The sequence below is a fragment of the Streptomyces sp. NBC_00019 genome (genome assembly GCF_045041015.1).
Classification (GTDB): domain Bacteria; phylum Actinomycetota; class Actinomycetes; order Streptomycetales; family Streptomycetaceae; genus Streptomyces.
Genome location: NZ_CP108302.1, coordinates 2530142 through 2552469, shown reverse-complemented (window position 1 = coordinate 2552469; position 22328 = coordinate 2530142). Strand labels below are relative to the sequence as shown.

Annotated in this window: 20 protein-coding genes; 8 read left to right on the top strand and 12 right to left on the bottom strand. The window is 70.8% G+C overall.

Annotated features, from left to right (window positions below):
* Positions 1–71: 71 nt before the first annotated feature.
* The 3 genes from OHU89_RS12245 to OHU89_RS12235 all read right to left on the bottom strand — a co-directional run bounded on the left by OHU89_RS12245 (position 72) and on the right by OHU89_RS12235 (position 2975).
* Complete coding sequence (locus OHU89_RS12245) at positions 72–1169, bottom strand: GNAT family N-acetyltransferase (protein WP_405642335.1); 1098 nt, start codon at positions 1167–1169, stop codon at positions 72–74.
* Position 1170: 1 nt separating this feature from the next.
* Entirely contained in the window at positions 1171–1593 is a 423-nt protein-coding gene (locus OHU89_RS12240; protein ID WP_266894492.1) for a hypothetical protein, read from the bottom strand.
* Between the two features lie 179 nt (positions 1594–1772).
* Positions 1773–2975, bottom strand: a complete 1203-nt coding sequence (locus OHU89_RS12235; RefSeq protein ID WP_405642333.1) for a S8 family peptidase — start codon at positions 2973–2975, stop codon at positions 1773–1775.
* Positions 2976–3292: 317 nt separating this feature from the next.
* Between OHU89_RS12235 and OHU89_RS12230 the strand changes: the two genes are divergently transcribed.
* Positions 3293–4087, top strand: a complete 795-nt coding sequence (locus OHU89_RS12230; RefSeq protein ID WP_405642331.1) for an SGNH/GDSL hydrolase family protein — start codon at positions 3293–3295, stop codon at positions 4085–4087.
* A gap of 4 nt (positions 4088–4091) precedes the next feature.
* Here the strand turns inward: OHU89_RS12230 and OHU89_RS12225 are convergent, their stop codons facing one another.
* The 4 genes from OHU89_RS12225 to OHU89_RS12210 form a co-directional block, all read right to left on the bottom strand.
* Entirely contained in the window at positions 4092–5687 is a 1596-nt protein-coding gene (locus tag OHU89_RS12225) for a protein kinase domain-containing protein (RefSeq protein ID WP_405642329.1), read from the bottom strand.
* A 57-nt stretch (positions 5688–5744) separates the two neighbouring features.
* Positions 5745–7451 carry a sulfite exporter TauE/SafE family protein gene (locus OHU89_RS12220; RefSeq protein ID WP_405642327.1) on the bottom strand — a complete coding sequence of 569 codons (1707 nt, stop codon included), beginning with the start codon at positions 7449–7451 and terminating at the stop codon, positions 5745–5747.
* Positions 7448–8815 (bottom strand): tetratricopeptide repeat protein, encoded by a 1368-nt coding sequence (locus tag OHU89_RS12215; protein WP_405642325.1) that lies wholly within the window; start codon positions 8813–8815, stop codon positions 7448–7450. The genes OHU89_RS12220 and OHU89_RS12215 overlap by 4 nt, the downstream gene beginning before the upstream one ends.
* Positions 8816–8984: 169 nt before the next feature.
* Positions 8985–10520 (bottom strand): DUF4331 domain-containing protein, encoded by a 1536-nt coding sequence (locus OHU89_RS12210; RefSeq protein ID WP_405642323.1) that lies wholly within the window; start codon positions 10518–10520, stop codon positions 8985–8987.
* Between the two features lie 231 nt (positions 10521–10751).
* On the opposite strand from OHU89_RS12210, the gene OHU89_RS12205 reads away from it, so the two are divergent.
* From OHU89_RS12205 to OHU89_RS12195, 3 genes are all read left to right on the top strand, one after another.
* Positions 10752–11294, top strand: coding sequence for a sigma-70 family RNA polymerase sigma factor (locus tag OHU89_RS12205; protein WP_266894506.1), 543 nt, complete (start codon positions 10752–10754; stop codon positions 11292–11294).
* Positions 11291–12115, top strand: a complete 825-nt coding sequence (locus OHU89_RS12200) for an anti-sigma factor domain-containing protein (RefSeq protein ID WP_405642321.1) — start codon at positions 11291–11293, stop codon at positions 12113–12115. The genes OHU89_RS12205 and OHU89_RS12200 overlap by 4 nt, the downstream gene beginning before the upstream one ends.
* Before the next feature lie 126 nt (positions 12116–12241).
* Complete coding sequence (locus tag OHU89_RS12195) at positions 12242–12511, top strand: hypothetical protein (protein WP_095046249.1); 270 nt, start codon at positions 12242–12244, stop codon at positions 12509–12511.
* A 232-nt stretch (positions 12512–12743) separates the two neighbouring features.
* Here OHU89_RS12195 and OHU89_RS12190 read toward each other — a convergent pair whose 3' ends face one another.
* Positions 12744–13526 (bottom strand): ABC transporter permease, encoded by a 783-nt coding sequence (locus OHU89_RS12190; RefSeq protein ID WP_405642318.1) that lies wholly within the window; start codon positions 13524–13526, stop codon positions 12744–12746.
* Entirely contained in the window at positions 13523–14470 is a 948-nt protein-coding gene (locus tag OHU89_RS12185) for an ATP-binding cassette domain-containing protein (RefSeq protein WP_405642316.1), read from the bottom strand. Before OHU89_RS12185 ends, OHU89_RS12190 begins: the two co-directional genes overlap by 4 nt.
* 62 nt (positions 14471–14532) lie before the next feature.
* On the opposite strand from OHU89_RS12185, the gene OHU89_RS12180 reads away from it, so the two are divergent.
* The gene (locus tag OHU89_RS12180; RefSeq protein WP_405642314.1) at positions 14533–15252 is read left to right on the top strand and encodes a TetR/AcrR family transcriptional regulator; all 720 of its coding nucleotides are present in this window, start codon (positions 14533–14535) and stop codon (positions 15250–15252) included.
* On the opposite strand, the gene OHU89_RS12175 is transcribed toward OHU89_RS12180, so the two are convergent.
* Genes OHU89_RS12175 through hmgA form a run of 3 tightly spaced genes read right to left on the bottom strand, consistent with a single transcriptional unit; the run spans position 15249 to position 18526 of the window.
* Entirely contained in the window at positions 15249–16406 is a 1158-nt protein-coding gene (locus tag OHU89_RS12175; RefSeq protein WP_405642312.1) for a type ISP restriction/modification enzyme, read from the bottom strand. The genes OHU89_RS12180 and OHU89_RS12175 overlap by 4 nt on opposite strands.
* Positions 16407–16432: 26 nt before the next feature.
* Positions 16433–17182 (bottom strand): GntR family transcriptional regulator, encoded by a 750-nt coding sequence (locus OHU89_RS12170; RefSeq protein WP_365406471.1) that lies wholly within the window; start codon positions 17180–17182, stop codon positions 16433–16435.
* Between the two features lie 27 nt (positions 17183–17209).
* On the bottom strand, positions 17210–18526 hold the full coding sequence (gene hmgA / locus OHU89_RS12165; protein WP_405642310.1) for a homogentisate 1,2-dioxygenase: 1317 nt from the start codon (positions 18524–18526) through the stop codon (positions 17210–17212).
* 169 nt (positions 18527–18695) lie between these two features.
* Between hmgA and OHU89_RS12160 the strand changes: the two genes are divergently transcribed.
* From OHU89_RS12160 to OHU89_RS12150, 3 genes are all read left to right on the top strand, one after another.
* Positions 18696–19292, top strand: coding sequence for a hypothetical protein (locus tag OHU89_RS12160; RefSeq protein WP_405642308.1), 597 nt, complete (start codon positions 18696–18698; stop codon positions 19290–19292).
* A complete protein-coding gene (locus tag OHU89_RS12155) occupies positions 19289–19906 on the top strand; it encodes a TetR family transcriptional regulator (RefSeq protein ID WP_405642306.1) in 618 nt (205 codons plus the stop codon). Before OHU89_RS12160 ends, OHU89_RS12155 begins: the two co-directional genes overlap by 4 nt.
* Before the next feature lie 148 nt (positions 19907–20054).
* A complete protein-coding gene (locus OHU89_RS12150) occupies positions 20055–22292 on the top strand; it encodes a molybdopterin oxidoreductase family protein (RefSeq protein ID WP_405642304.1) in 2238 nt (745 codons plus the stop codon).
* The last annotated feature ends 36 nt before the right edge of the window (positions 22293–22328 follow it).

Here is a 22328-nt window from a genome sequence, read left to right as displayed (position 1 = left end):
TGACGATTGAACCCGTATGGCAAGACCTGAAACCAGGTCTCACGTTTTTGATGGTTTGACCGTTACGGAACCTATTGGCTCCGCGAGCGGATCCTTCCCATCCTCTTGAGGATCCGGTCCGCCGGCTCGAAGAGCTCCGGCCGTGACTGGACGGTGTTGCGCAGCGCCCGGACCGGGGCGCGGCGCGCCCTGTGCCCGAGTGCGACCGGGTGACGCCGGGTCACCCACCCCTCCGACACGGTGATCTCCCGTGTCTTCAGGGAGTCCTTGTACTCCTTCTGTCCCCGCCCCAGATCCAGATACGCGATGCCGTCCGCGGCGGCCGCCTCCGCCATCCGCAGATGCAGGACCAGGCCCGGCGAGTACTTCGAGAACGCCGGGTCGTACGCCGGGAACCAGCAGGCCAGCACCCGTTCGGTACGCAGCCCGAAGTGCGCCGCGATCGGCTTGCCGCCCGCGTACAGCACCGACAGGATCCCCGCGAACGGATCGGAACGGGTGTGGAACAGCCGCTCCACGAGATGGGTGATCCACTCGTGCGCGAAGCGGTCGCTGCGCCCGGTCCTGCGGTACTGCGCGGACTTCCAGCCCATCAGGGTGCGCAGGGCCGCCGGATCGCGCTCGTCGTGCACGTAGCGCATCTCGCCGGCGTCCCGGCCGAGCCTGCGCTCCTTGGCGAGCGTGGTCCTGGTGAACTTCGGCGCGTGGGAGCGCAGATGGGCCAGATAGGCCTCGTAGCCCTGGTCGACATCCATGACCGGCGACGGGAAGCTGCCGGTGGCCCCGACCGCGAACGCCTCCTGGCCCTCCACCAGGTGGTCGAACTCCCATACGGCGAGCCCGCAGGCGCGCAGCAGCTCCTGCGCGTCCCACGCGAAGCCGGGCCGGTGCACCAGACCCTGGGCGTCCGAGACGCCGAGTCCGACGGCCCGGCCCACTCCGGTGACGCTTCTCTGGTACGGGAAGAACGCGGCGGGCTCCCCGCCCTCGCGTACCACCGCGATCCGCACACCCCGCCGGTACCGGCCCACCGCGAGCGCGAACTCGGGGGACAGGAACGGGTTCGCCAGCTCCGGGGATCCCTGCAGATGAGCCTTGGACTGCAACGACGTCCACGCCGCCCGGTCGGCGGCGCTGACCTCGCCGGGGCGGTACACACTGATGTCCACGTCAGGGAGTCCGTCCCGTCGGCGTACGGCCGCCTCGCCGCCGCACCCAGACCAGCAGGAGAAGAATTGAGCTGATCGCGGTCACGGCCACGATCCCGCCGCGCCACGACCAGCGGTGCGTGGCGAGCATGCCCTGTGCCACCAGCATGTTGACGACGACCGAGCCCGCGAGCGCGGTGAGCACCCGGCCGAGCGGTTCGAGGCCGCGCAGTGCGGCGGCGATCGCCACGGCCGGTGCCATCAGCAGGAAGAACAGCGTGAACGGGCCGCGCAGCGGTGAGTCCGAGCCGACGAGCGCGAGGATCGCGCCGAACCCGCCGACAGCCGTCGCGGCGCCCGCGAGCAGCGGCGAGAGGTCTCTCTCCGCTCCTGTTCGCGCGTGCTCGATGTCCGTTGAAGATCCTTTGACACGTATCGTCTGCATTGGCGACTTTGCCCCCCGAAGCGCCGGATGCGAGGCTTCAATGTCGCGCAGGGGCGCCGGGGCCGTCAAGACCGAAAAGGGCCGCGTATCACGGTTGGTACGGACAATGAGACAAGTGTTCCCCGGAGGCGGAAGTCGCCTCCGGGGAACGGCCGTTCAGGCGGTGTGCTCCGGGAGCGTTACGGGACGAGCTTCAGGAGCCGGTTCGGCGAACCGGTGCCCGGGCTGGTGACCGCATTGGTGGTGGCACCGCCGGTGAGGGCCGTGGCGACCTGGGCCGGGGTGGACGAGGTGTGGCCCGCCAGGTAGACGGCGGCCGCGCCCGCGACGTGCGGGGTGGCCATCGAGGTGCCGGAGATGGTGTTCGTCGCGGTGTCGCTGGTGTACCAGCCCGCAGTGATCGAGGAGCCCGGCGCGAAGATGTCCAGGACCGAGCCGTAGTTCGAGTAGCTGGCCCGGGCGTCGGTGCTGGTGGTGGCGCCGACGGTGATGGCCTCGGTGACCCGGGCCGGGGAGTACGAGGAGGCGTTGGCGCTGCTGTTGCCGGCCGCCACGGCGTAGGTCACGCCGCTGGCGATGGAGTTGCGCACAGCCGTGTCCAGGGCGGTCGAGGCGCCGCCGCCGAGCGACATGTTGGCGACCGAGGGACCGGAGTGGTTGGCGGTCACCCAGTCGATGCCCGCGACGACGCCCGCCGTGGTGCCGGAGCCGGCGTTGTCGAGCACCCGGACCGCCACGATCTTCGCCTGCTTGGCGACACCGTAGGTGGAACCCGCGATCGTGGTGGCCACATGGGTGCCGTGACCGTTGCCGTCGGAGGCGGTGGTGTCGCCGTCGACCGCGTCGTAGCCGTACGAGGCACGGCCGCTGATCTGCGCGTGGGTGATGCGCACACCGGTGTCGATGACGTACGCCGTCACGCCGGCGCCCGCGGTGTCCGGGTAGGTGTAGGTCCCCGAAAGCGGAAGCGCGGCCTGGTCGATGCGGTCGAGGCCCCAGGGGGCGCTGGGCTGGGTGGCGTCCACGTGGACGCGCTGGTTCTGCTCGACGGAGGCGACGGCCGGGTCCGCCGCGAGTCTCTTCGCCTCGGCTGCGGAGAGGGTGGCGGAGTAGCCGTTCAGGGCGGTGCCGAAGGTCTTCTTGACCGCGCCGCCGTACTCCTTGACGAGGTTCTTTCCGGCGGCCGAGGTCGACTTGAAGCCGGTGGAGCCCTTCTTCAGGGTGACGATGTAGCTGTCCTTGATCGCCGTGGGGGAGTCGGCGGCAAGGACCTTGCCCTCGGCCGGAGCGGCCTCGGCGGGGAGGGTGGTGAGCCCGCCCACGAGGGCGGCGGTCGCCAGGCTGGTTATCGCGGCGAACCGGAACTTACGCAGTTGTGCCATGCGAGGGAGTCCTCCTCTTAGGCGACGCGCGTTTCGTGTGGGGCGCGCGTCCGTGGGGGGTGCGCGCGTGATCGCGCACACGACCCGGAACGTCGCGTTCCCGTCCCGGGCTGGAGTAAAGACTGGGTGATCTACGGGGGTAGATCAAGGGAGTTGAGTACCTGTCAACAAATCTGTCATGCACGCGTAATCAAACACGCCATGAACATATGCGGGTGCGTTGAGTAAGGACGGAAAAGTCTTGGCATGGACACTTCCCGTCAACACGCGTAGTTGCTACGACGGTTGAGGCAGAGATCCTGCTAAAGGGAGGTTCCATGAGACGTTCCCGATTTGCCGCTTACGTCACCACGCTCCTCCTCGCCGTCGGCGCCGCACTCGCGGGGGCAACCCCCGCGCAGGCAGCCAGCGGCCCGTACGTAGCCCTCGGCGACTCCTATTCCTCGGGAGTGGGCGCCGGCAGCTACATCTCCTCCAGCGGCGACTGCAAGCGCAGCACGAAGGCGCACCCCTACCTCTGGGCCGCCGCCAACTCACCCTCGTCGTTCGCCTTCACGGCCTGCTCGGGCGCTCGAACGGGTGATGTTCTGGCGAACCAGCTGGCCCCGCTGAACAGTGCCACCGCCCTGGTCTCCATCAGCATCGGCGGCAACGACGCCGGCTTCTCCGACGTCATGACCACCTGTGTGCTCCAGTCCGACAGCTCCTGCCTGTCCCGCATCAACACCGCGAAGGCCTACGTCGACTCGACGCTGCCCGGCCAACTGGACAACGTCTACTCGGCGATCAGCACCCGCGCCCCGAACGCCCACGTCGTCGTCCTCGGCTACCCCCGCTTCTACAAGCTCGGCACCACCTGCGTCGGCCTCTCCGAGACCAAGCGGAAGGCGATCAACGACGCCGCCGACTACCTCGACACCGCCATCCAGAAACGCGCCGCGAACCACGGCTTCACCTGGGGCGACGTCCGCTCCACCTTCACCGGCCACGAGCTCTGCTCCGGCAGCTCCTGGCTGCACAGCCTCAACTGGCTCAACATCGGCGAGTCGTACCACCCCACCGCGGCCGGCCAGTCCGGCGGCTATCTGCCCGTACTGAACAGCGCGGCCTGACCCGTCACTCGGTAGGCGAAGGAGAAGGGGAGGAGGCCCCGCCCGTCGGGGTCTCCGTCTCGCACGTCACCGAGAACGGCACCGAGTTGGACGTCACGTGCTGCGGGTCCTGGACCTCGACACTGATGTCGCTCTCGAACGTCCCGCTGTCGTTGTTCGTCGTCGCGACCACCTTGTCCTGCTTGGAGGTGCCGCCGCCCGCCGGGAACGACAGCGTCTTCCAGCCGTTGTCCATGACATCGCCGTCCGACGACACCCAGCGGTAGCGCACCTCCGCCGGCACCCGGCTCACCGTGATCGTCGCCGTGAAGGCGGGCGCCTCGGCGTTCGGCGGCGGACAGGTCCCCGCGTACTCCGTGTTCGCCCCCGCGAGCGTGGCCTGGACGGTCACCGGCGGCGGAGCGCTCGTCGTGGTCCTGTCCGGGGTGGAAGGAGGCGGCGGCTCCTCGCTGTCCTCGTCCGTCTCGGTCGGCGTGCTCTCACCCATCGACCGGCTCGTTTCGTTGTTCCCCTGCTTGTCCCCGTTGCCGTCGCCGTTCAGCAAGGCGTACGTCAGTCCCGCGATCGCGAACGCCAGAGCGGCGAGGCCCGCGATCAGGACCACCGCGGCACGGCGGTTGCGGTCGGGAGGCCCGGAGGACGTCCTGGTCGTCGGAGCGGCCGGCGTGGGGGAGGTGGGCGCGGTCGGGAAGGGCGATGTCGGCGGCTCCTCCCGGTAGCCGGCGATCGTCGGTGCGTACGGCCCGGGCGGGATGGGTTCGGCGCGCGTGGTGCCCCCCGCCGCGATGAGTCGCAGGTCCTGCTCGGCACGGTCGGCCGGCAGCCGGTCCGCCGGGTCCTTGCGCAGCAGCCCCTCGATGACAGGGGTGAGCGGACCGGCCCGGTACGGCGTCGGTAGCTCCTCGTCGACGATCGCGCGCAGGGTGCTCAGCGGGGTGTTCTGGCGGAACGGCGAGTTGCCCTCGACCGCCGCGTACAGCAGCACGCCCAGTGACCACAGGTCGGACTCGGGGCCGGGGGTACGGCCCAACGCCCGTTCCGGGGCGAGGAATTCGGGCGAGCCGATGACCTCGCCGGTCATCGTGAGCGCCGAGCTGCCCTCCACCTGCGCGATGCCGAAGTCGGTGAGCACCACGCGGCCGTCGTTCGACAGCAGCACGTTGGCCGGCTTCACGTCCCGGTGCAGCACCCCCGCCTCGTGCGCGGCCCGCAGCGCGGAGAGGACCTCGGCGCCGATGTGCGCGGCCCGCTGCGGGGGCAACGGGCCCTCCGCGTCCAGGACGTCGGCCAGCGAGACACCGCGGACCAGCTCCATGACGATCCACGGGCGGCCGTCCTGCGTGGCCACGTCGTACACCGTCACCACATTGCGGTTGGAGACCCGGGCCGCGGCCCACGCCTCGCGCTCCAGCCGGGCGTACAACCGCTCGACGTCCGAGACCGCGAGGCCCGAGGGTGCGCGTACCTCCTTGACCGCGACCTCACGGTGCAGCACCTCGTCGCGGGCGCGCCACACGGTTCCCATGCCGCCCTCGCCGAGCGGGGACAGGAGGCGGTAGCGGCCCGCGATCAGACGTTCACTGCCCGGATCTTCGGACACGGGCGTCCCCCATTCGCAATTCCGCGTGACTTCGCGTCATTTCTCCCCAAAAGTAGCTCAGCCAAGTGCGGATGCCGCCCCCTTGAGCACCAATCCGGCCCCGAGCGTCACGACGAGGAGCGCCGACATCAGGGGTGCGGACCTGCGGACGAGCGCCGTCACCGGATGCGTGGTCCAGCGGGGACGCCGGTCCAGCAGCCGATTCATCCCGGTACCCAGCTTCACGACGGCGAACCCCGCCGCGGTGAGAGTGAGCGCGAGACCGACGCCGTACGCGACTACCAGGAGGAAGCCGAACCAGGCCTGGCCGAGCGCCATGGCACCGACGAGGACGACGACCGCGGAGGGGCTGGGGACCAGGCCACCGGCGAAGCCGAGGAGGATCGTGCCGCGGAGGGTGGGGGCGGTGGAGTGGGTGTGGGTGAAGCCGCCGTGGGTGTGCTCGACGGTGTGCGAAGGGGTGTGGGGATGGGGGTGCGGGTGACTGTGACTGTGGTCGTCGTCGTGGCCATGGTCGTGCGAGTGGTGCGGGTCGTCGTGCGTGTGGCCGTGGGTGTCGGTGGTGGGGTGGCTGTGCGCGGCGACCAGGGCCAGTTGGCGCGCGGGGACCGGGGCGGGTTCGTGCGCGTGGTCGTGCCCGTGCCCGTGTCCGTCGTCGTCGTGCCCGTGCCCGTGCCCGTGGTCATGCTCATGGGAGTGACCGTGTGTGTGCCCGTGGTCCTGCGCGTGCTTGCGGTGGTGCCAAGCCCGTCGTACGAGGGTCAGCCCGGCCCCCGTCACCAGCACCCCGCTCGCGATGCCCAGCCAGGTGATCACCGAGGGCGCCGCCCCCGAACCCGCCGTGACCAGCAGGCCCAGGGCGACCACGCCGAGCGTGTGGGTCACCGTGACCGACGCGGCCAGGGGCATGACGTCCTTGAGGCGGGCCTTGCCGCCGCGGGCCGTCGCCACCGCCGCCATGAGGGTCTTGCCGTGGCCGGGGGCGAGCGCGTGCAGCGCGCCCAGGGCTATGGCGATGAACAGGGCCAGCGCGGCGAAGCCGAAGGTGAGGTCGTGGCGGGCCACCAGGGAGTCCAGCGCCCGGGTCCAGCGGTCGGCGCCGCGGGGGAGTACGGAGGCCGCCGGGGCGTCCGTCCGCTCCTCGGACAGGGCGGGGCCGCCGGGGCGTACGCGCAGGTCCGCCGTTGTGGTGTCGGCGGGGGAGGAGAGCAGCTCCTGCGGGTATTCGGTCAGTTCGCGGGAGAGTGACTTCGTCGGTACGTCCGACGCCGTGAGCGTCATCCGGTCGCCGCGCGCGGTGATCTCCCGCCAGCCGGGCCCGGAGTCCGTGCCCGCGCTGCGGAAGCCGAGGGCGACCGTGGAGTCCTCGGGGAGCGGTGCCGTCAGCTCGCACTCCACCCGCAGGGTGTCGAGCCCCGCCTGACCGGGCCGCACACGGGCCTTGCTGTCCTGGACCGTCAGGGCGGCCGTACGGCCGTCGACGGTGACCTCGCTGTCCCGTGCGGCCGTCTCGCACCGCTGTGCGGCCCAGCCGGTCATGCCCAGCTTCTCGATGTCCGGCTTCGCCTGGGTCGCCGGGATCTCGGCGAGGTCCTCGACGTGGTCGACGCGCAGCTGCCCCGGGGCGGCGACGAGACCGTCGTAGCGGTTGACGGTGAAGTTGCCGAGGGGGTGCGCGCTCGCGGCTCCGGAGGGGAGGAGTACGAGCGCGCATGCGGCCGTGAGCACGGCCGCACCGGAGGCGAACGGACGACGGGACCTCACTTGGCCGCCTCCAGGTCCTTGAGCGCCTTGCGGGCCTCGCCGGCACCCAGGGTCGAGAAGCCGGGGTTCAGTTTCAGCGCCGCCTCGAGATGGGTGCGGGCGTCCTTCTCGTGGCCAGTGGCGCGTTCGACGACGCCTCGGTGGTAGAGGAACGAGGCGTTGCGGTAGCCGGTCGCGGTGGCCCGGCGGGCGTACGGCAGGGCCTCGTCGTCCTTGCCGTTGACGTGCAGGGCCCAGGCCAGGGCGTCCGCCGTGTGCACGGTGTGCCGGCGGTCCCACTCGGCGCGGGCCGCGCGCAGCGCCGCCTTCTTGTCGCCGTGGTCGGCGGCGGCGAGCGCGGTGTCCAGGTCGGCGTTGACGCCGTTGGCGCGGGCGAGCGCCGTCCAGGCGTCGACCAGGGCGAACTGGTCGTCGGCCGCGGCCTGGTCGCCGCGCTCCGCGTACAGCTCGCCGAGCTCGACGAGCGGGCCGGGCAGCGGGTAGTGGCCGACGACGTTCTCGAGGCCGCGGACCGCTTCCTTCTCGTCGCCGCTCGCGGCCTGCGCACGGGCGCGGCCCTCGAGGGCGGGGAGGTAGTCCTCGTCGGCGGCCAGGGCCCGCGCGTAGTGGTTGAGGGCTTCCTCGTACTCGCCCTGGTTCCAGGCGAGTTGGCCGAGCTGTGCGGCGACGTACGCCACGTCACCGGGGGTGGAGGCCGACGCGAAGGCCTGCTTCAGCACCCGCTTCGCCGTGGTCACGTCGCCGCGCAGCTCATGGACGTACGCGTACCGCGTGAAGACCGGGATGCCCGGCTTCCGGGAGTCCGCCGTGTCGGCGGCCTTCGCGGCGTCGGCGTAGCGGCCGAGCTCGACGAGGGCGTCGATACGGGAGGACAGGGCGCGTTCGTTGTAGGGGTTCTGCTTCAGCGTCCGGTCGGCGTACTTCAGGGCGTCCTCGAAGTCGTGCCGGGCCGCCGCGAGGGCGGCACGGCCGGCGAGGGCCTGCTCGTTGTCGGCCTTCAGCTCCAGCGACCGCTTCAGGGCCTTGTCGGCCTGCGGGTAACGGGAGGGGTCGCCCTTGGTGCGGGCCTGCTCGACATAGGCGAGCCCGAGAGTGGCCCAGCCGCCGAAGTCCTTCGGCTGGGAACGGAGATGGGCCTGCAGCGAGGAGATGCTCTCGTCCAGGTCCCCACTGGAGAGCATCGCCGGTGACATGGCACTCGGCGCGGCGGCGACGGTCGTACCGCCGTCGTCGCGCAGGGCACCGACGGCGATGGAACCGGCGGTGAGGGCAATGGCCAACAGAACGGCGGAACCGCCGAGTTGTACGGAACGCAGCCGCCCTCCGGTGGCTGTCGTCTCGCCGTCGTTCGTACCCGGGACCATTGCCCTCTCCTAGGGATCGCTCTGGCTGGATGTGCAGGCGCGGCCCGCGCCGTGGGGGATGAGTACGAGCGGGCCGCGCCAGTTCACAGCGGACGGTGGGAGCAGCGCCCCTTCAGGGGCGCGGCGAACTGCGCGAACAACCCCCACCGGCCCGCGGCTCGGATACGGCCTAGTACGGCCGGGTCCGCATCCGACGCCACCACATGAGACCCGCACCGATCAGAGCGATACCGGCGGCACCGGCACCGGCGGACGCGGCGACCAGAGTGGTGTCGTCCATCCCGGTCGAGGAGCCGGCCGGCTGGAGCGCGTCGCCCAGCTGGTTACGGACGTCGTTCCCACCGCTCGTGCCCTTGGCCAGCGCCCCGCGGGACCCCGCGGTCGGGTTGGCCAGGTACGGGAAGGACTTGCCGAACTTCTTGTCGTTCTTGTCGACCGCGTCGCCCAAGTCGTTCTTGGCACCGAGGAGTTCACCCTCGACGACCTGCAGCGCGGCGTCGAGCACGTCGTCGGAGAGCCGACGCCCGTTCGGGAAGCCCGCGTTGTCGCCGTCCAGCACACCGAGCCGCTTGGGATCGTGGGTCGGCTTGATGGACGTGTTGAGCCGCAGCTCCTCCGCCGCCCGCACGTGCGGCGGCTGGTTGAGGCCCTCGACGCCCTTCAGGAAGACGTCGACGAGGTCGTTGCGCGGCTCGTCGGGCGCGTCGATCTTGTAGATCGCCTCGATGAGCTTCGGCAGCTCCGGGTTGGTGACGTTCTTCAGGAACTGGCCGTCGTCCCAGGGCGCGGACGCGTTGAACTTGTCCTTGTCCTTGATGGGGTTGACGACCTCGTTGACCAGCGGCATGCCCAGGCGCGAGACCTGTGAGTAGTACCCCTGCGCGTTCTTGCGCTGGGTCGTCGACCAGATGCCGACGATCGGCTGGTCCTTGGACTCGGTGATCATGTCCGTCGGCACCTGGAGGGCGACCGAGTTGACGTTGTAGCCCTTGAGGGTGTCACGGCCGACCTCGGAGAGGTTTCCGCCGTACAGCAGGTCGAAGACGCGCAGGTCCAGGAAGAACGGGTCGTCGGCCTGGCCGGCGAAGGTCGTCGAGCCGCCCGGCAGCTCGTGGATCGCCTCCTTGCGCAGCTTGTTGTAGTCCGGCATCGACGCCTTGCCGACGTTCGACGGTGCCACGGGCACGTCGTCGGCGACCTTGGTCTTCGACACCTCATGCTGGTTCTTCAGCTTGATGAGTTCGATGTCGTAGGTCTGCGTGATGTTGAGGTCGGGGTCGTCGAGGCTCTCGACGGGACCCGTGTTGTACAGGAACGTCTTGTCGTTCTTCACATGCGTCTTGAAGGTGTAGCGGAAGAGCAGCTCGCCCTGCGCGTCACCGTTGTTGTCGATGTGGATGTCGTACTGGGCGTCCTCGGCGAACGTGAAGAAGTTCGGTCCGCCGGCCGGTTCCTCGAAGGGGATCCAGTTCGCGATGAGCGTCGTCGTGTCCGGCTTGTCCGGGCTGACGAAGGCGTACACGTCCGTGTTGTCGTACTGCGGGTCCCCGGAGATGAGCGGGGCCTCCCGGTGACTGGAGGCGTTGGCCGCCCCCGGTTCCAGCGCGGCCACACCGGCGGCTGCGAGCCCGCCGGCGGCCAGCGAAGCGCATATGAGGGTCGCGACGCTCCTGCGCCCCGCACCGCTCCTGGAGATAGGTGTCATGCCGTCCGTCCTCAGTCCCAACTTGCCTGACGAACGCTGATTCGGAGCGGTCGGCAGGGCGGATTGGTCGAATCCCAAACGTTCTTACGGCGGATTCGGGATCATGTTTCATCGAACGGCGACCCGCGTTTTCTGTCCGCTGATCCGTAACCCCATCCGGAGGTGTGTTCGTTGCGAATACCTCGGGGGGCCGGACGGCCCAGATGCGGTTTTGCGGGAGGGGGAGGCGACTTGGAGGCGGACGAGCTGCTGGTGCTCGTTGCGGGCGGGGACCAGAAGGCATTCGAGGAGCTGTACGGACTGGTCTCCGGGCCGGTCTTCGGGCTGGTGCGCCGGGTGGTGCGGGATCCCGCGCAGTCGGAGGAGGTGGCCCAGGAGGTGCTGCTCGAACTCTGGCGGTCCGCCGCGCGGTTCGACCCCGGCCGGGGCAGCGCCCTGTCCTGGGTCCTCACCCTCGCCCACCGCCGGGCCGTCGACCGGGTGCGCAGCGCCCGCGCGGCCGGCGAGCGCGAGCTGCGGGTGGCCCGGCGCGGGAACGGCCCCGCCTTCGACCACGTCACCGAGGAGGTCGAGGCCGGACTCGAACGCGAGTGGGTGCGCCGCTGTCTGGAACGGCTCACCGAGCTCCAGCGCCAGTCCGTGACCCTCGCCTACTACGACGGCTACACGTACCGTGAAGTGGCCGAGCGGCTCTCCCTGCCGCTGGGCACCGTCAAGACCCGTATGCGCGACGGACTCACCCGGATGCGCGAGTGCCTGGGAGGTGTGGCGTGAGCCTCCTCGCCAAACTGCTCCGCCGCGACAACCCGCACTCCCTGGCGGCGCCCTACGCGCTCGACGCCCTGGAGCCCGCCGAGCGGACCCGCTTCGAGAAGCACTTGAAGAACTGTCCGGTCTGCGCCGCCGAGGTCCGTGCCCTGACCGAGGACGCCGTGCGTCTCGCCTGGTCGACGGCCGCCCCGGCGCCGGCCGCGATGCGCGACCGGGTCCTGGCCGCCGTACGCACCACCGCGCAGGAACCGGTGCGCGCGCAACCGCTGCGTGCGCACGAGCCACAGCTGCCGCCGCACGTCTGGGGCACACAGGCACCACCCGCGCGCACCCGTGCGCCCCGGGAGCGCCGCCCCCTCTTCGTGCCGTTCGCCACCGCCACGGCCGCCGCGGCCCTCGTGGTCGCTTCCCTGTTCGCCGTACAGGCGAATGACACCCAGGACCAGCTGAACGCCGAGCGGGTTCGGGCGAGTGAGATCGCCCACGTTCTCGCAGCTCCCGACGCCCGGGCGAGCACCGGCAAGGACGCACAGGGCCGCAGTATCGGAGTTGTCGCGTCCGCATCGGAGGGGAAAGCGGTCGTCACCCTCAGCGGGTACGACGACATCCGGACCGACCGCGTGAACCAGTTGTGGCTCATGCGCCCCGGCGCGCAACCGCGCTCCCTCGGGCTCTTCGATGCCGACACGCCCTTGGTCACGTCCGGTCTCGACAAGTCCGCCACGTCACTGGCTGTAACCGTCGAGCCCGACGGTGGCTCGGTGCAGCCCACTACCCAGCCAGTTGTCCAACTCGCCCTGAAATCGGTTGGATTCGGAGAGTAACCACGGAGGGGTCGTCAACGCCCTTACGGGGAAGGTGAATCCTGTGACCGCGATACACGAGTGCCCCCAGGGGGCGATAGGGTTACCCTGCCCGGGCCGGGTGGACTCGTACGGGTGGGGAGTGACATGGAACAGATAACAGTGCGCAGCAGGGCGAGGGTCCCTGCGATCACCTGCGGGAGCAGCGCGACCAGTTCGCGCCTCGACCGCCATCTCTCGGTGCTGGGCGGTCCTGTCGTCCCGCAGCGTGAGGCGGCCGAGGCGACTTCGCTGATGCGTGAGCTGACCGCCCGTGAACCCGCGCAGAACCGCAGCGACAGGGGTGCGCGCGTCCGTCGCGTCTCGCTCTTCGCTCCGCTGCGTCGACTGCGCCGGTCGCTGTTCGGCGGGCGGTAGCCCGCACGCTCAGGCGTTTTTGACCCGCGCCCGGCCGGCCCTACCGCCCCGGCGCCCTGCCGCCAACCCGTCGTCCGTCATCCCCACGGCATGCGGCAGCGCCAGGTACGTCCACCGGGCGCGGGTACACCACCCACCCCACCCCGCTCGAATTCACCGGCAGGGCCCGTCAGTTGGGTCGCGCACGCTCCGAAATCACGTCCGGCGAACAGTAGTTCCGCGCTTCCCTGTTTCAACGCTCCCCTCGTGCATACCGACGCACGGCGAGCGGCGCGCACACGGCGATCAGCACCGCACACCACGCGAGCGACCCGGCGACCGGATGTGCCACCGGCCAGGCAGCCCCCTCCGGAACCGGCGCGTTGCCGAAGAGATCCCGTACGGCCGTGGTGACCGCGCTGATCGGGTTCCACTCGGCGAGTGTGCGCAGCCAGCCCGGCATGCCGTCGACGGGGATGTACGCGTTGGACAGCAGCGGCAGCATGAAGGTCGCGCCGCCCAGCTGCCCGGCCGCCTCCTCGCTGCGTGAGGCGAGCCCCAGCAGGATGCCCACCCAGGTGGCGGCCAGCCGGAAGAGCAGCAGCAGGCCGAACGCGCCTGCCCCCGCGAGCCACCCGCCCTCGACCCGCCAGCCCATCGCGAGCCCCACGAGAAGCAGCGGAACCAGCCCGACCGCCGTCACCAGCAGATCGGCGACCGCCTGGCCCGCGGGGACCGCCGAGCGGCTCATCGGCAGCGTGCGGAAGCGGTCCATCACCCCGCGATGGGAGTCCGCGGCGGCGGTGAACATCCCGGTCATGATCCCGTTCGCGACCGTTGCCACCAGCATCCCCGGTACCAGGAACGCGCGGTACTCCTCGCCCGGCATGGCCAGGGCGCTGCCGAAGACGTAACCGAAGAACAGCAGGAAGACGATCGGCATCGTCTGTGTCATGACCGTGATCGCGGGAGCGTGCCGGACCTTCTGGAGATGGCGGCCCAGGACCGCCGTACCGTCGTGGATCACCGCGCTCATGCGGCGACCTCCTCTCGTGCGGTGAGGCGCAGGAACACCTCGTCGAGGGTGGGCGGGCGCAGACTCGCGTCGACGACCGGCACCCGGCCGGCGTCGAGTTCGCGGACGATGCGGGGGAGGGTGAGGCCGGGGTCGAGGACGACCGCGCCCGCGGTGCGCCGCTCGGCGTCGAGCACCGGACGGGCACCGGTCAGCTGGTCGAGGACCACGGCGGCCGCGTGCAGCGCGGGGGTGCCGCCGTCCTCGGCGACCACCACCTCGGCGTACCGCCCTGTCTGTGCCTTGAGTTCGGCGGGAGCGCCCTGGTGCGCGACCCGCCCCTCGTCGATCAGTACGACGCGGTCGGCCAGCCGGTCGGCCTCCTCCAGGTACTGCGTGGTCAGCAGCACGGTGGTCCCCTCGCCCACCAACTCCCGTACGGCGTCCCAGATCTCGTTCCTGCTGTGCGGATCGAGCCCGGTCGTCGGCTCGTCCAGGAACAGCACGGTGGGCCGGGTGATGAGGCTCGCGGCGAGGTCGAGGCGGCGGCGCATGCCACCCGAGTAGGTGCGCGCGGGCCGGTCGGCGGCGTCGGTCAGTCCGAACCGCTCCAGCAGCTCGGCGGCGCGGGTCCGCGGGGCGCGCAGCAGTCGCGCGAACAGGCGCAGGTTCTCGGCGCCGGTGAGGTCGCCGTCCACCGAGGCGTACTGCCCCGTGACCGCGATCCGGCGGCGGACCTGCGCGGCCTCGCGCACCACGTCGTACCCGGCGACCCGCGCCGTCCCCGCGTCCGGCCTCAGCAGTGTGGTCAGCACCCGCACCGCGGTCGTCTTGCCCGCGCCGTTCGGCCCGAGCAGCCCGCAGACCGTGCCCTCCTCGACCGCGAGATCGAGTCCGCGCAGTGCGTGGACATCGCGGAAACGGCGCTCCAGACCCTCACTAAGTACAGCGTACGTAGAAGTCATGCGGCCACGGTACCTCACTACGTACGCTGTACGTAACTAAGATGGTGGCGAGGTGATGATCAATGGCGGGCCGAGCGGCCGAACCCGAGGTGATCTGGGCGCGCCCCGAGCGCACGGGCCGAGGCCCGAAACCGGCGTACAGCCGTGCGGACATCGCCGCGGCGGCGGTCCGTATCGCCGACGCGGACGGGCTGGACGCGGTGTCGATGCGGCGGGTGGCGGCCGAGATCGGCTGCGGCACGATGTCGCTCTACAACTACGTGCCGCGCAAGGAGGACCTGTACGAGCTGATGGTCGATCTGATCAGCGGCGAGTACGAGTTGTCCGGTGTGCCGAGCGGTGACTGGCGGGCGGACATGCGCGACTTCGCCCGGCAGGCGCTCGGCATCATGCGGCGCCATCCCTGGGTGGTGCGGGTGATGTCGACCGTCTACGCCGTCAGCCCGAACGCCCTGCGTGTCCTCGACCTGGTCCTGGCCTGCCTGGAGGGGCTCGACGTGCCGCCGGGCACGAAGCTGGAGCTGTTCGGGATGGTCAACGGGTCGGTCATGACGTTCGTCGCGAACGAGCAGGCGATCGCCGAGCGGTCGCGGTCCGTGCCCTGGTCGGCGGAGCAGGAGCAGGCGGTGCGGGGGGCGTACATGATGGGGCGGGTCGGGACGGGGGAGTATCCGCACCTGGCCGCGTTGTTCGCGCAGGGGATGGCTCCGCCGGATGATCCGGAGGGGACGTTCGACCGGATGCTGACCAGGTTGCTGGACTCCTTCGATCCGAAGAACTAGATCAAGCCCAACTGGCCTTCTGGGCCCTCCTCGTGGTGGTCCAGCACCGACGCCGGTCTGCGTGCCGCCTCCGGTACCGGGAGCACGCCCGCCTTGCGCAGGTCCGTCGCCGTGATCCGTGCCGTCACCGTCAACTCGGCCTGCTGCTGGGTCACTTCCGCGGTGAGTGCCAGGATCGTGATCAGTTCCAGCAGCTCCGACGTCCAGGTCTGGGGCCAGGTCGCCGGGCGGATGGCCGACAGGGTGCCCGGCTCCGGCTCCGCCGTCCTCGCCGTGAACCACTCCTCCAGGACGCGTACGCCGTTGACCTCGAAGTCCCAGGCCTCCGGGGGCACGGGGGAGATGCGGCCCTCGTCGAGGTGGAGGGTCTCCTCGTCGCGGTCGTAGTGGAGGCCGAGGGGGCGGGTCGGCAGCGGGGCGCGGACGTAGGGGCGGCGGCCGCCGGGGAGCTTGGGACGGTCGCCGTCGCGGCGCATGAGCCACAGCAGGCGGTGGCCCAGTTCGGTGCCCCGGGCCCAGAGCCCGGGGTCGTCGGTGAGGGGGACGGCGAGGTTCGGGCGTACGGTCGTCAGGGTCCAGGCGAGGACGTCCGACGGCGTCACGGAGCGTCCGAGCCGCTCGCCCAGATACTCCGGCAGGCCCGGTGCCAGGTTGGGTTCCACCCCGTCCGGCCGTCGGTACAGGGGGCGGACGCGGCCGGGGCGGAGCAGCGGGAGCAGGGGTGTGGCGATCAGCACCGGGCCGGGGCCGCCGGCCGTCTCCGCGACAAAGACCTGGTGCTCGTCCGCCACCCGCCACAACTCCGGCCGGGCCGTGTCGATCAGCCGGTGGTCGGGGATCAGCCAGTGCTCGTCGAACGGGGCGTGCAGGACGCGTACCGGCTCGGCGCAGGGCCCGGCCGCGCGGGCGAGCTTCTCCGTGCCGCCCGTCTGCCCCGGCAGCTGCCCCACCGCGGAACGCAGGGTGCGCGAGCGCGTCGGCTCGAACAGGGCCTCCCGATCCGGGCCCTCGGCTTTCAGCAGGGCGTCCCAGCGGGCTTTCAGGGATGCCGGGTGGGGTCCCGTCGGCCACCCCCGGCCGAGCCGCGGCGGTGCGACGGACCACGGCATGAGGTCCGCGAGCAGCGGAGCGTCGTCGTGCGTCACGCTGGGCATCGTACGACTTGGCGATGACACACGGGTCAGTTGGCTTCCAGGGTCACCGTGAAGGAGAAGCGGTCGCCCCGGTAGTGGATCACCGCCACGTCCAGCACCCGTCCCTCCCCGTCGTAGGTCACACCCGTGTAGTGCAGGATCGGGCTCAGCAGCGGCACTTGGAGCAGCCGAGCCGTCTCCGGGTCCGCGAGGCGCGCCTCCACCGTGTCCGTGATGCGGCTGATGTCCGCCCCGACGGCATCCCGCAGCACCTTGGTCATCGGCCAGCGGACCAGGTCGTGCAGGTCGATGCGCGCGCCGAGTTCGGGGCGGATCCAGTTGCGGGCGTGGTTGGTCGGCTCGCCCGTCTTCTCGTCGCCGCGCAGGCGGTGGTACGTCGCCACCTCGTCCAGGTCCGTGAAGTACTCGGCGAGTTCGGCCGGAACGGGACCCTTGCCGTGGTCGAGCAGTTCTGTGGCCATGCCCGACTGCTGGGCCACGATCGCGTCCACCGAGCCGAGCAGCCGGACCGGGGCGCCTCGCAGCGCGTTCGGCTCGATGAACGTGCCGCGCCTGCGATGGCGGGTGATCAGCCCCTCGTCCTCCAGCTCCTTCAGTGCCTGCCGCATGGTCAGCACGCTCACCCCGTAATGGCCCGCCAACTGCTCCTCGGTGGGCAGCCGCAGCGGATCCTGGGGCGAGCGGCCGAGTATCGAGGCACGCAGGGACTGCGAGACCTGGTACCAGAGCGGCAGCTTGCGGTTCAGGACGATCGAGTCCGGGGCGAAGGAGGTCACGGGGCTATCCGTACCGGTCGCCGACGATCAGTGCAACGGGCGGAAGTGGCGTTCCAGCCCCTGCCACACGTCGTCGTAGTGCCGTTGCAGATGATCCGCCTGGGCCGCGTGCGCGGTCAGCGTCACCGGCCAGCGCGTCTCGAACATGAACGCAAGCCCGTCGTCGACCTTCTGGGGCTTGAGGTCTGCCGCGCTCGCCCGGTCGAACGTCTCCCGGTCCGGTCCGTGCGCCGACATCATGTTGTGCAGCGAGCCGCCACCGGGCACGAAGCCCTCGGCCTTCGCGTCGTAGGCGCCCTCGATCAGGCCCATGTACTCGCTCATCACGTTCCGGTGGAAGTACGGCGGCCGGAACGTGTCCTCGCCGACCAGCCAGCGCGGCGCGAACACGACGAAGTCCACGCCGGCCAGCCCCGGGGTGTCCGACGGGGACGTCAGCACCGTGAAGATCGACGGGTCGGGATGGTCGTAGGAGATCGACCCGATGACGTTGAAGCGGCGCAGGTCGTAGACGTACGGCACATGGTTGCCGTGCCAGGCGACCACGTCGAGCGGGGAGTGGTCGTAGAGAGCCGTCCAGAGGTTGCCGCAGAACTTGTTGACCACCTCGACCGGGCCGTCGACATCCTCGTAGGCCGCCACGGGGGCTTTGAAGTCACGGACGTTGGCGAGGCCGTTGGCGCCGATCGGGCCGAGGTCGGGGAGCTGGAAGGGGGCGCCGTAGTTCTCGCAGACGTAGCCGCGGGCGGAGGCGTCGAGGAGCTCCACGCGGAAGCGCACCCCGCGCGGGATCAGGGCCACATGCCCGGGCTCGGCGTGCAGCAGGCCGAACTCCGTGCGCAGCAGCAGGCCGCCCTGTTCGGGGACGATCAGCAGCTCGCCGTCGGCGTCGCTGAAGACGCGGTCCATGGAGTCGGTGGCGTGGTAGACGTGCACGGCCATGCCGGTGCGCTGGGTCGTGTCGCCGTTGCCGCCCAGGGTCCACAGGCCGGCCAGGAAGTCGGTCCCCTCCCTCGGCTCCGGCAGGGGGTTCCAGCGCAGCCGGTTCGGGTCGGGCACGGACTCCGTGAAGGGGGCCGAGCGGATCCAGCCATTGTGGGTGTGCGTGAACGCCGGATGCGCGGCCGAGGGGCGGATCCGGTACAGCCAGGAGCGGCGGTTGTGAGCCCGGGGCTCGGTGAACGCCGTGCCGCTGAGCTGCTCCGCGTAGAGGCCGAGGGGTGCGCGCTGTGGTGCGTTGCGACCCTCGGGCAGTGCCCCGGGGACGGCTTCCGAGCTGTGCTCGTTGCCGAAACCGGAGAGGTAGGTCAGCCCTTCCGCGGTCTTCCGCGCTTCCCCGCTCATGATCGCTCCCTTGCGACTCTGATTCCTATGTATCACCGTAGGATTGCGGTTTCGTGGGCGCAAGGGGGCCGTGGGGGTGCTTTCGTCGGGCGGGCCTCCTCATCAGGGAGGAGGAGAACCAGACTCCAGGGGGATTCGGCTTTCGGAACGTTGTTCTAGTCTCCCGGGCATGTCGTGGACGCGGACGCTGCCGGTCGCGCTCGCGGTCTGTGTCCTCCTGTGGGCCGGAACCGCGAGCTGCGGTTCCGATCATGCGCGGGAACGGGAGAACAGCGCGGTGTCGCCCTCGCCGGTGGGCAAGGTGCTGGACGACACCGACGAGGACGGGCGCCACTACCGGGAGGTGGAGGACCAGAACGCGCCCGAGGTGGACATCGAGGTGCAGCCGGACAGCGACGACAGCTGGGACGTGCACCTGACCGTGCAGAACTTCCGCTTCTCCCCGTCCGGTACGAAGCCGAAGGCGGTCAAAGGCCGCGGCCTGGTGTACCTCTTCGTGGACGGCACCCTCGTCTCCCGGCTGCGCACCCCCGACTGCCAGATACCCGGCGACCTGGTGCCGCGCGGCACGCACACCGTCACCGCACGGCTCTACGCCGACGACGGCACCGTATGGGTCGTCGACGGCGACCCCGTCGAGAGCGCGGCCGACATCACGGCGTCGGGTGCCGAGGCCACCGCAGGACCGTCCGCACTGAGTGCACCGGCCAACCATCTTCGTACAGGGGGGCGAGGTTCACCGGACCGCGGCGGAAAGGCATCATGAAGTCCGTGCCCCACGCGACATCGCTACGCCGAGCGCCCGTGCAGCGGCGCAGTGCCGAACGGCTGACCAGGATCCTCGACGCCTGCGCCGACCTGCTCGACGAGGTCGGCTACGACGACCTGAGCACCCGGGCCGTCGCCCAGCGCGCAGGCGTCCCCATCGGCTCCGTCTACCGCTTCTTCGGCAACAAGCGGCAGATGGCCGACGCCCTCGCCCAGCGCAACCTCGAACGGTTCACCGCCCGCGTCACCGAGCGCCTCGCAGACGCCACGGGCGGGGGCTGGCGGGACGCGATGGACGCGGTCCTCGACGAGTACCTCGCCATGAAACGCACCGCCCCCGGCTTCTCCCTCGTCGACTTCGGCAACCAGATCCCGGTCGGCGCCCGCCACGCCGAACCGAACCACCGCGTCGCCGACCGCCTCACCGACCTCCTCTCCGGATACATCGACCGCGAGCCGGACGAGGATCTGCGACGCACCTTCCTGATCGCCGTGGAAACGGCCGACACCCTGGTGCACCTGGCCTTCCGGGTGGCTCCGGAGGGGGATGAGCGGGTCATCGAGGAGGCTCGCGAGCTGCTGCGGGCGTATTTGGCACGGGTACTGGACTGAACGGCACGCGCGACGGCGTGATCCTCTTCGACCGACCGCGGCCGCACGACACCTCGCCGTTTTGCGACCTCACCCCCGCACCCCCTCCCCACCATGCCTACCGGTCGGTATCCTCGCCGGAACAGGCACCGTCGCCCCAGGAGGACCCGTGTCCCGCACCGCCCTGCGTATCTGCCCCCTGTGCGAGGCCACCTGCGGCCTGACGCTCACCATTGAGGGGACCCGGGTCACCGGCGCCCGCGGTGACCGGGACGATGTCTTCAGCAAGGGGTTCATCTGCCCCAAGGGCGCGTCCTTCGGGGCCGTCGACGGTGACCCCGACCGGCTGCGCACCCCGCTCGTGCGCAAGGACGGTGAGCTGCGCGAGGCCACCTGGGAGGAGGCGTTCGACGCGGTGGCCGCGGGGATCCGGCCGGTCGTCGAGCGGTACGGGCCGAACGCCGTGGGTGCCGTCCTCGGCAACCCCAACGTCCACACCATGGCCGGCGCCCTCTACCCGCCGGTCCTGCTCGCCGGCCTCGGCACCCGCAGTGTCTTCACCGCCTCCACGGTCGACCAGATGCCGAAGCACGTCTCCAGCGGGCTGCTCTTCGGAGACGCCAACGCGATCCCCGTGCCGGACCTGGACCACACCGACCATCTGCTGCTGATCGGCGCCAACCCCCTGGAGTCCAACGGCAGTCTCTGCACCGCCCCCGACTTCCCCGGCAAGCTCAAGGCGCTCAAGGCCCGCGGCGGCACCCTCACCGTCATCGACCCCCGCCGCACCCGCACCGCCAAGCTCGCCGACCGGCACCTCGCCATCCGCCCGGGTACCGATGCGCTGCTCCTCGCGGCGATGGCGTACGTGCTCTTCGAGGAAGACCTCGTGGACACCGGGGAGTTGACCCCGCACCTGCTCGGGCTCGATGAACTCCGCGCGGAAGTACAGGACTTCACCCCCGAAGCCGTCGCCGACGCCTGTGACATCGACGCCGGCACCATCCGCACCCTGGCCCGCGAACTCGCCGCCGCCCCCACCGCCGCCGTCTACGCCCGCATCGGCAGCTGCACGGTCCCGCACGGCACCCTCGCCAGCTGGCTGGTCGACGTACTGAACATCCTCACCGGCAACCTCGACCGCCCCGGCGGCGCGCTCTTCCCGCAGGCGGCCACCGACCGGACGCCCCGGCCCGCCGGACCGAGCCACGGCTTCGCGCTCGGCCGCTGGCACTCCCGGGTGAGCCGGTACCCCGAGGCGAAGGGCGAGCTGCCGATCTCCGCGCTCGCCGAGGAGATCGACACCGCCACGCCCGAGGGCGAGCCGATCCGGGCGCTCATCGCCGTGGCCTCCAACCCGGTGCTGTCCGTGCCCGACGGCGACCGGCTCGACAAGGCGCTCGACTCGCTCGACTTCATGGTCAGCGTCGACCCCTATCTCAACGAGACCTCGCGCCACGCCGACGTCGTACTGCCGCCGCCCCCGCCCTCCCAGAGCCCGCACCACGACTTCGCCTTCAACACCCTCGCCGTGCGCAACCAGGTCCGCTACAACCGCCCCGCGGTCCCCCTGGAGCCCGGCCGGATGGCCGAGACCGAGATCCTGGCCCGGCTGGTACTCGCCGCGACCGGTATGCACGGCGCCGACCCGTCGGCCGTCGACGACCTGGTCGTCGGGCAGACCCTCGGCAAGGCGGTCAAGGAGTCGCACTCACCGGTGCACGGCCGCGACCCGAAGGAGCTCGCCGCGCAGCTCACCGGCGTCAGCGGACCCGAGCGACGGCTCGACATGATGCTGCGCCTCGGCCCGTACGGCGACGGGTTCGGCGTACGACCGGACGGGCTGACCCTGGAGCGGCTGCTGGCGCATCCGCACGGCATCGACCTCGGACCGCTCGCGTCGCGGCTGCCGCAGCCGCTGAAGACGCGCAGCGGAAAGGTCGAGCTGCTGGCACAGCCGATCGTCGACGATCTGCCGCGGCTGCGGCAGGCACTGGCCGAGCGTCCCGAGGGGCTCGTCCTCGTCGGCCGCCGTCATCTGCGCTCCAACAACAGCTGGATGCACAACGTCCCCGCCCTCACCGGTGGCACCAACCGCTGCACCCTGCACATCCACCCCGAGGACGCCGAGCGGCTCGGCGTGACGGACGGGGCGGCCGTACGCGTGAAGGGGGCCGGGGGAGAGGTGATCGCCCCCGTCGAGGTCACCGATGGCGTGCGGCCCGGCGTGGTGAGCCTGCCGCACGGCTGGGGTCACAACCGGCCCGGCACCCGGCTGAACCATGCCGCGGTGGACCCCGGCGTCAACGTCAACCAGCTCCTCGACGGCAGCCTGCTCGACCCCCTGTCGGGCAACGCCGTCCTCAACGGGGTACCCGTAAAAGTGGCCACCGTGGCGGCCCTGTGAGCAGCGCAAAGCTGTGACCAGCAGTTTTGCGCTTAT

What these genes read in the sequence shown, in the direction of transcription:
- OHU89_RS12240 (WP_266894492.1), bottom strand. Translation starts at nt 1,593, where the DNA reads ATGCAGACGATACGTGTCAAAGGATCTTCAACGGACATCGAGCACGCG.
- OHU89_RS12235 (WP_405642333.1), bottom strand. Translation starts at nt 2,975, where the DNA reads ATGGCACAACTGCGTAAGTTCCGGTTCGCCGCGATAACCAGCCTGGCG.
- OHU89_RS12230 (WP_405642331.1), top strand. Translation starts at nt 3,293, where the DNA reads ATGAGACGTTCCCGATTTGCCGCTTACGTCACCACGCTCCTCCTCGCC.
- OHU89_RS12215 (WP_405642325.1), bottom strand. Translation starts at nt 8,815, where the DNA reads ATGGTCCCGGGTACGAACGACGGCGAGACGACAGCCACCGGAGGGCGG.
- OHU89_RS12210 (WP_405642323.1), bottom strand. Translation starts at nt 10,520, where the DNA reads ATGACACCTATCTCCAGGAGCGGTGCGGGGCGCAGGAGCGTCGCGACC.
- OHU89_RS12195 (WP_095046249.1), top strand. Translation starts at nt 12,242, where the DNA reads ATGGAACAGATAACAGTGCGCAGCAGGGCGAGGGTCCCTGCGATCACC.
- OHU89_RS12190 (WP_405642318.1), bottom strand. Translation starts at nt 13,526, where the DNA reads ATGAGCGCGGTGATCCACGACGGTACGGCGGTCCTGGGCCGCCATCTC.
- OHU89_RS12185 (WP_405642316.1), bottom strand. Translation starts at nt 14,470, where the DNA reads ATGACTTCTACGTACGCTGTACTTAGTGAGGGTCTGGAGCGCCGTTTC.
- OHU89_RS12180 (WP_405642314.1), top strand. Translation starts at nt 14,533, where the DNA reads ATGGCGGGCCGAGCGGCCGAACCCGAGGTGATCTGGGCGCGCCCCGAG.
- OHU89_RS12175 (WP_405642312.1), bottom strand. Translation starts at nt 16,406, where the DNA reads ATGCCCAGCGTGACGCACGACGACGCTCCGCTGCTCGCGGACCTCATG.
- hmgA (WP_405642310.1), bottom strand. Translation starts at nt 18,526, where the DNA reads ATGAGCGGGGAAGCGCGGAAGACCGCGGAAGGGCTGACCTACCTCTCC.
- OHU89_RS12160 (WP_405642308.1), top strand. Translation starts at nt 18,696, where the DNA reads ATGTCGTGGACGCGGACGCTGCCGGTCGCGCTCGCGGTCTGTGTCCTC.
- OHU89_RS12155 (WP_405642306.1), top strand. Translation starts at nt 19,289, where the DNA reads ATGAAGTCCGTGCCCCACGCGACATCGCTACGCCGAGCGCCCGTGCAG.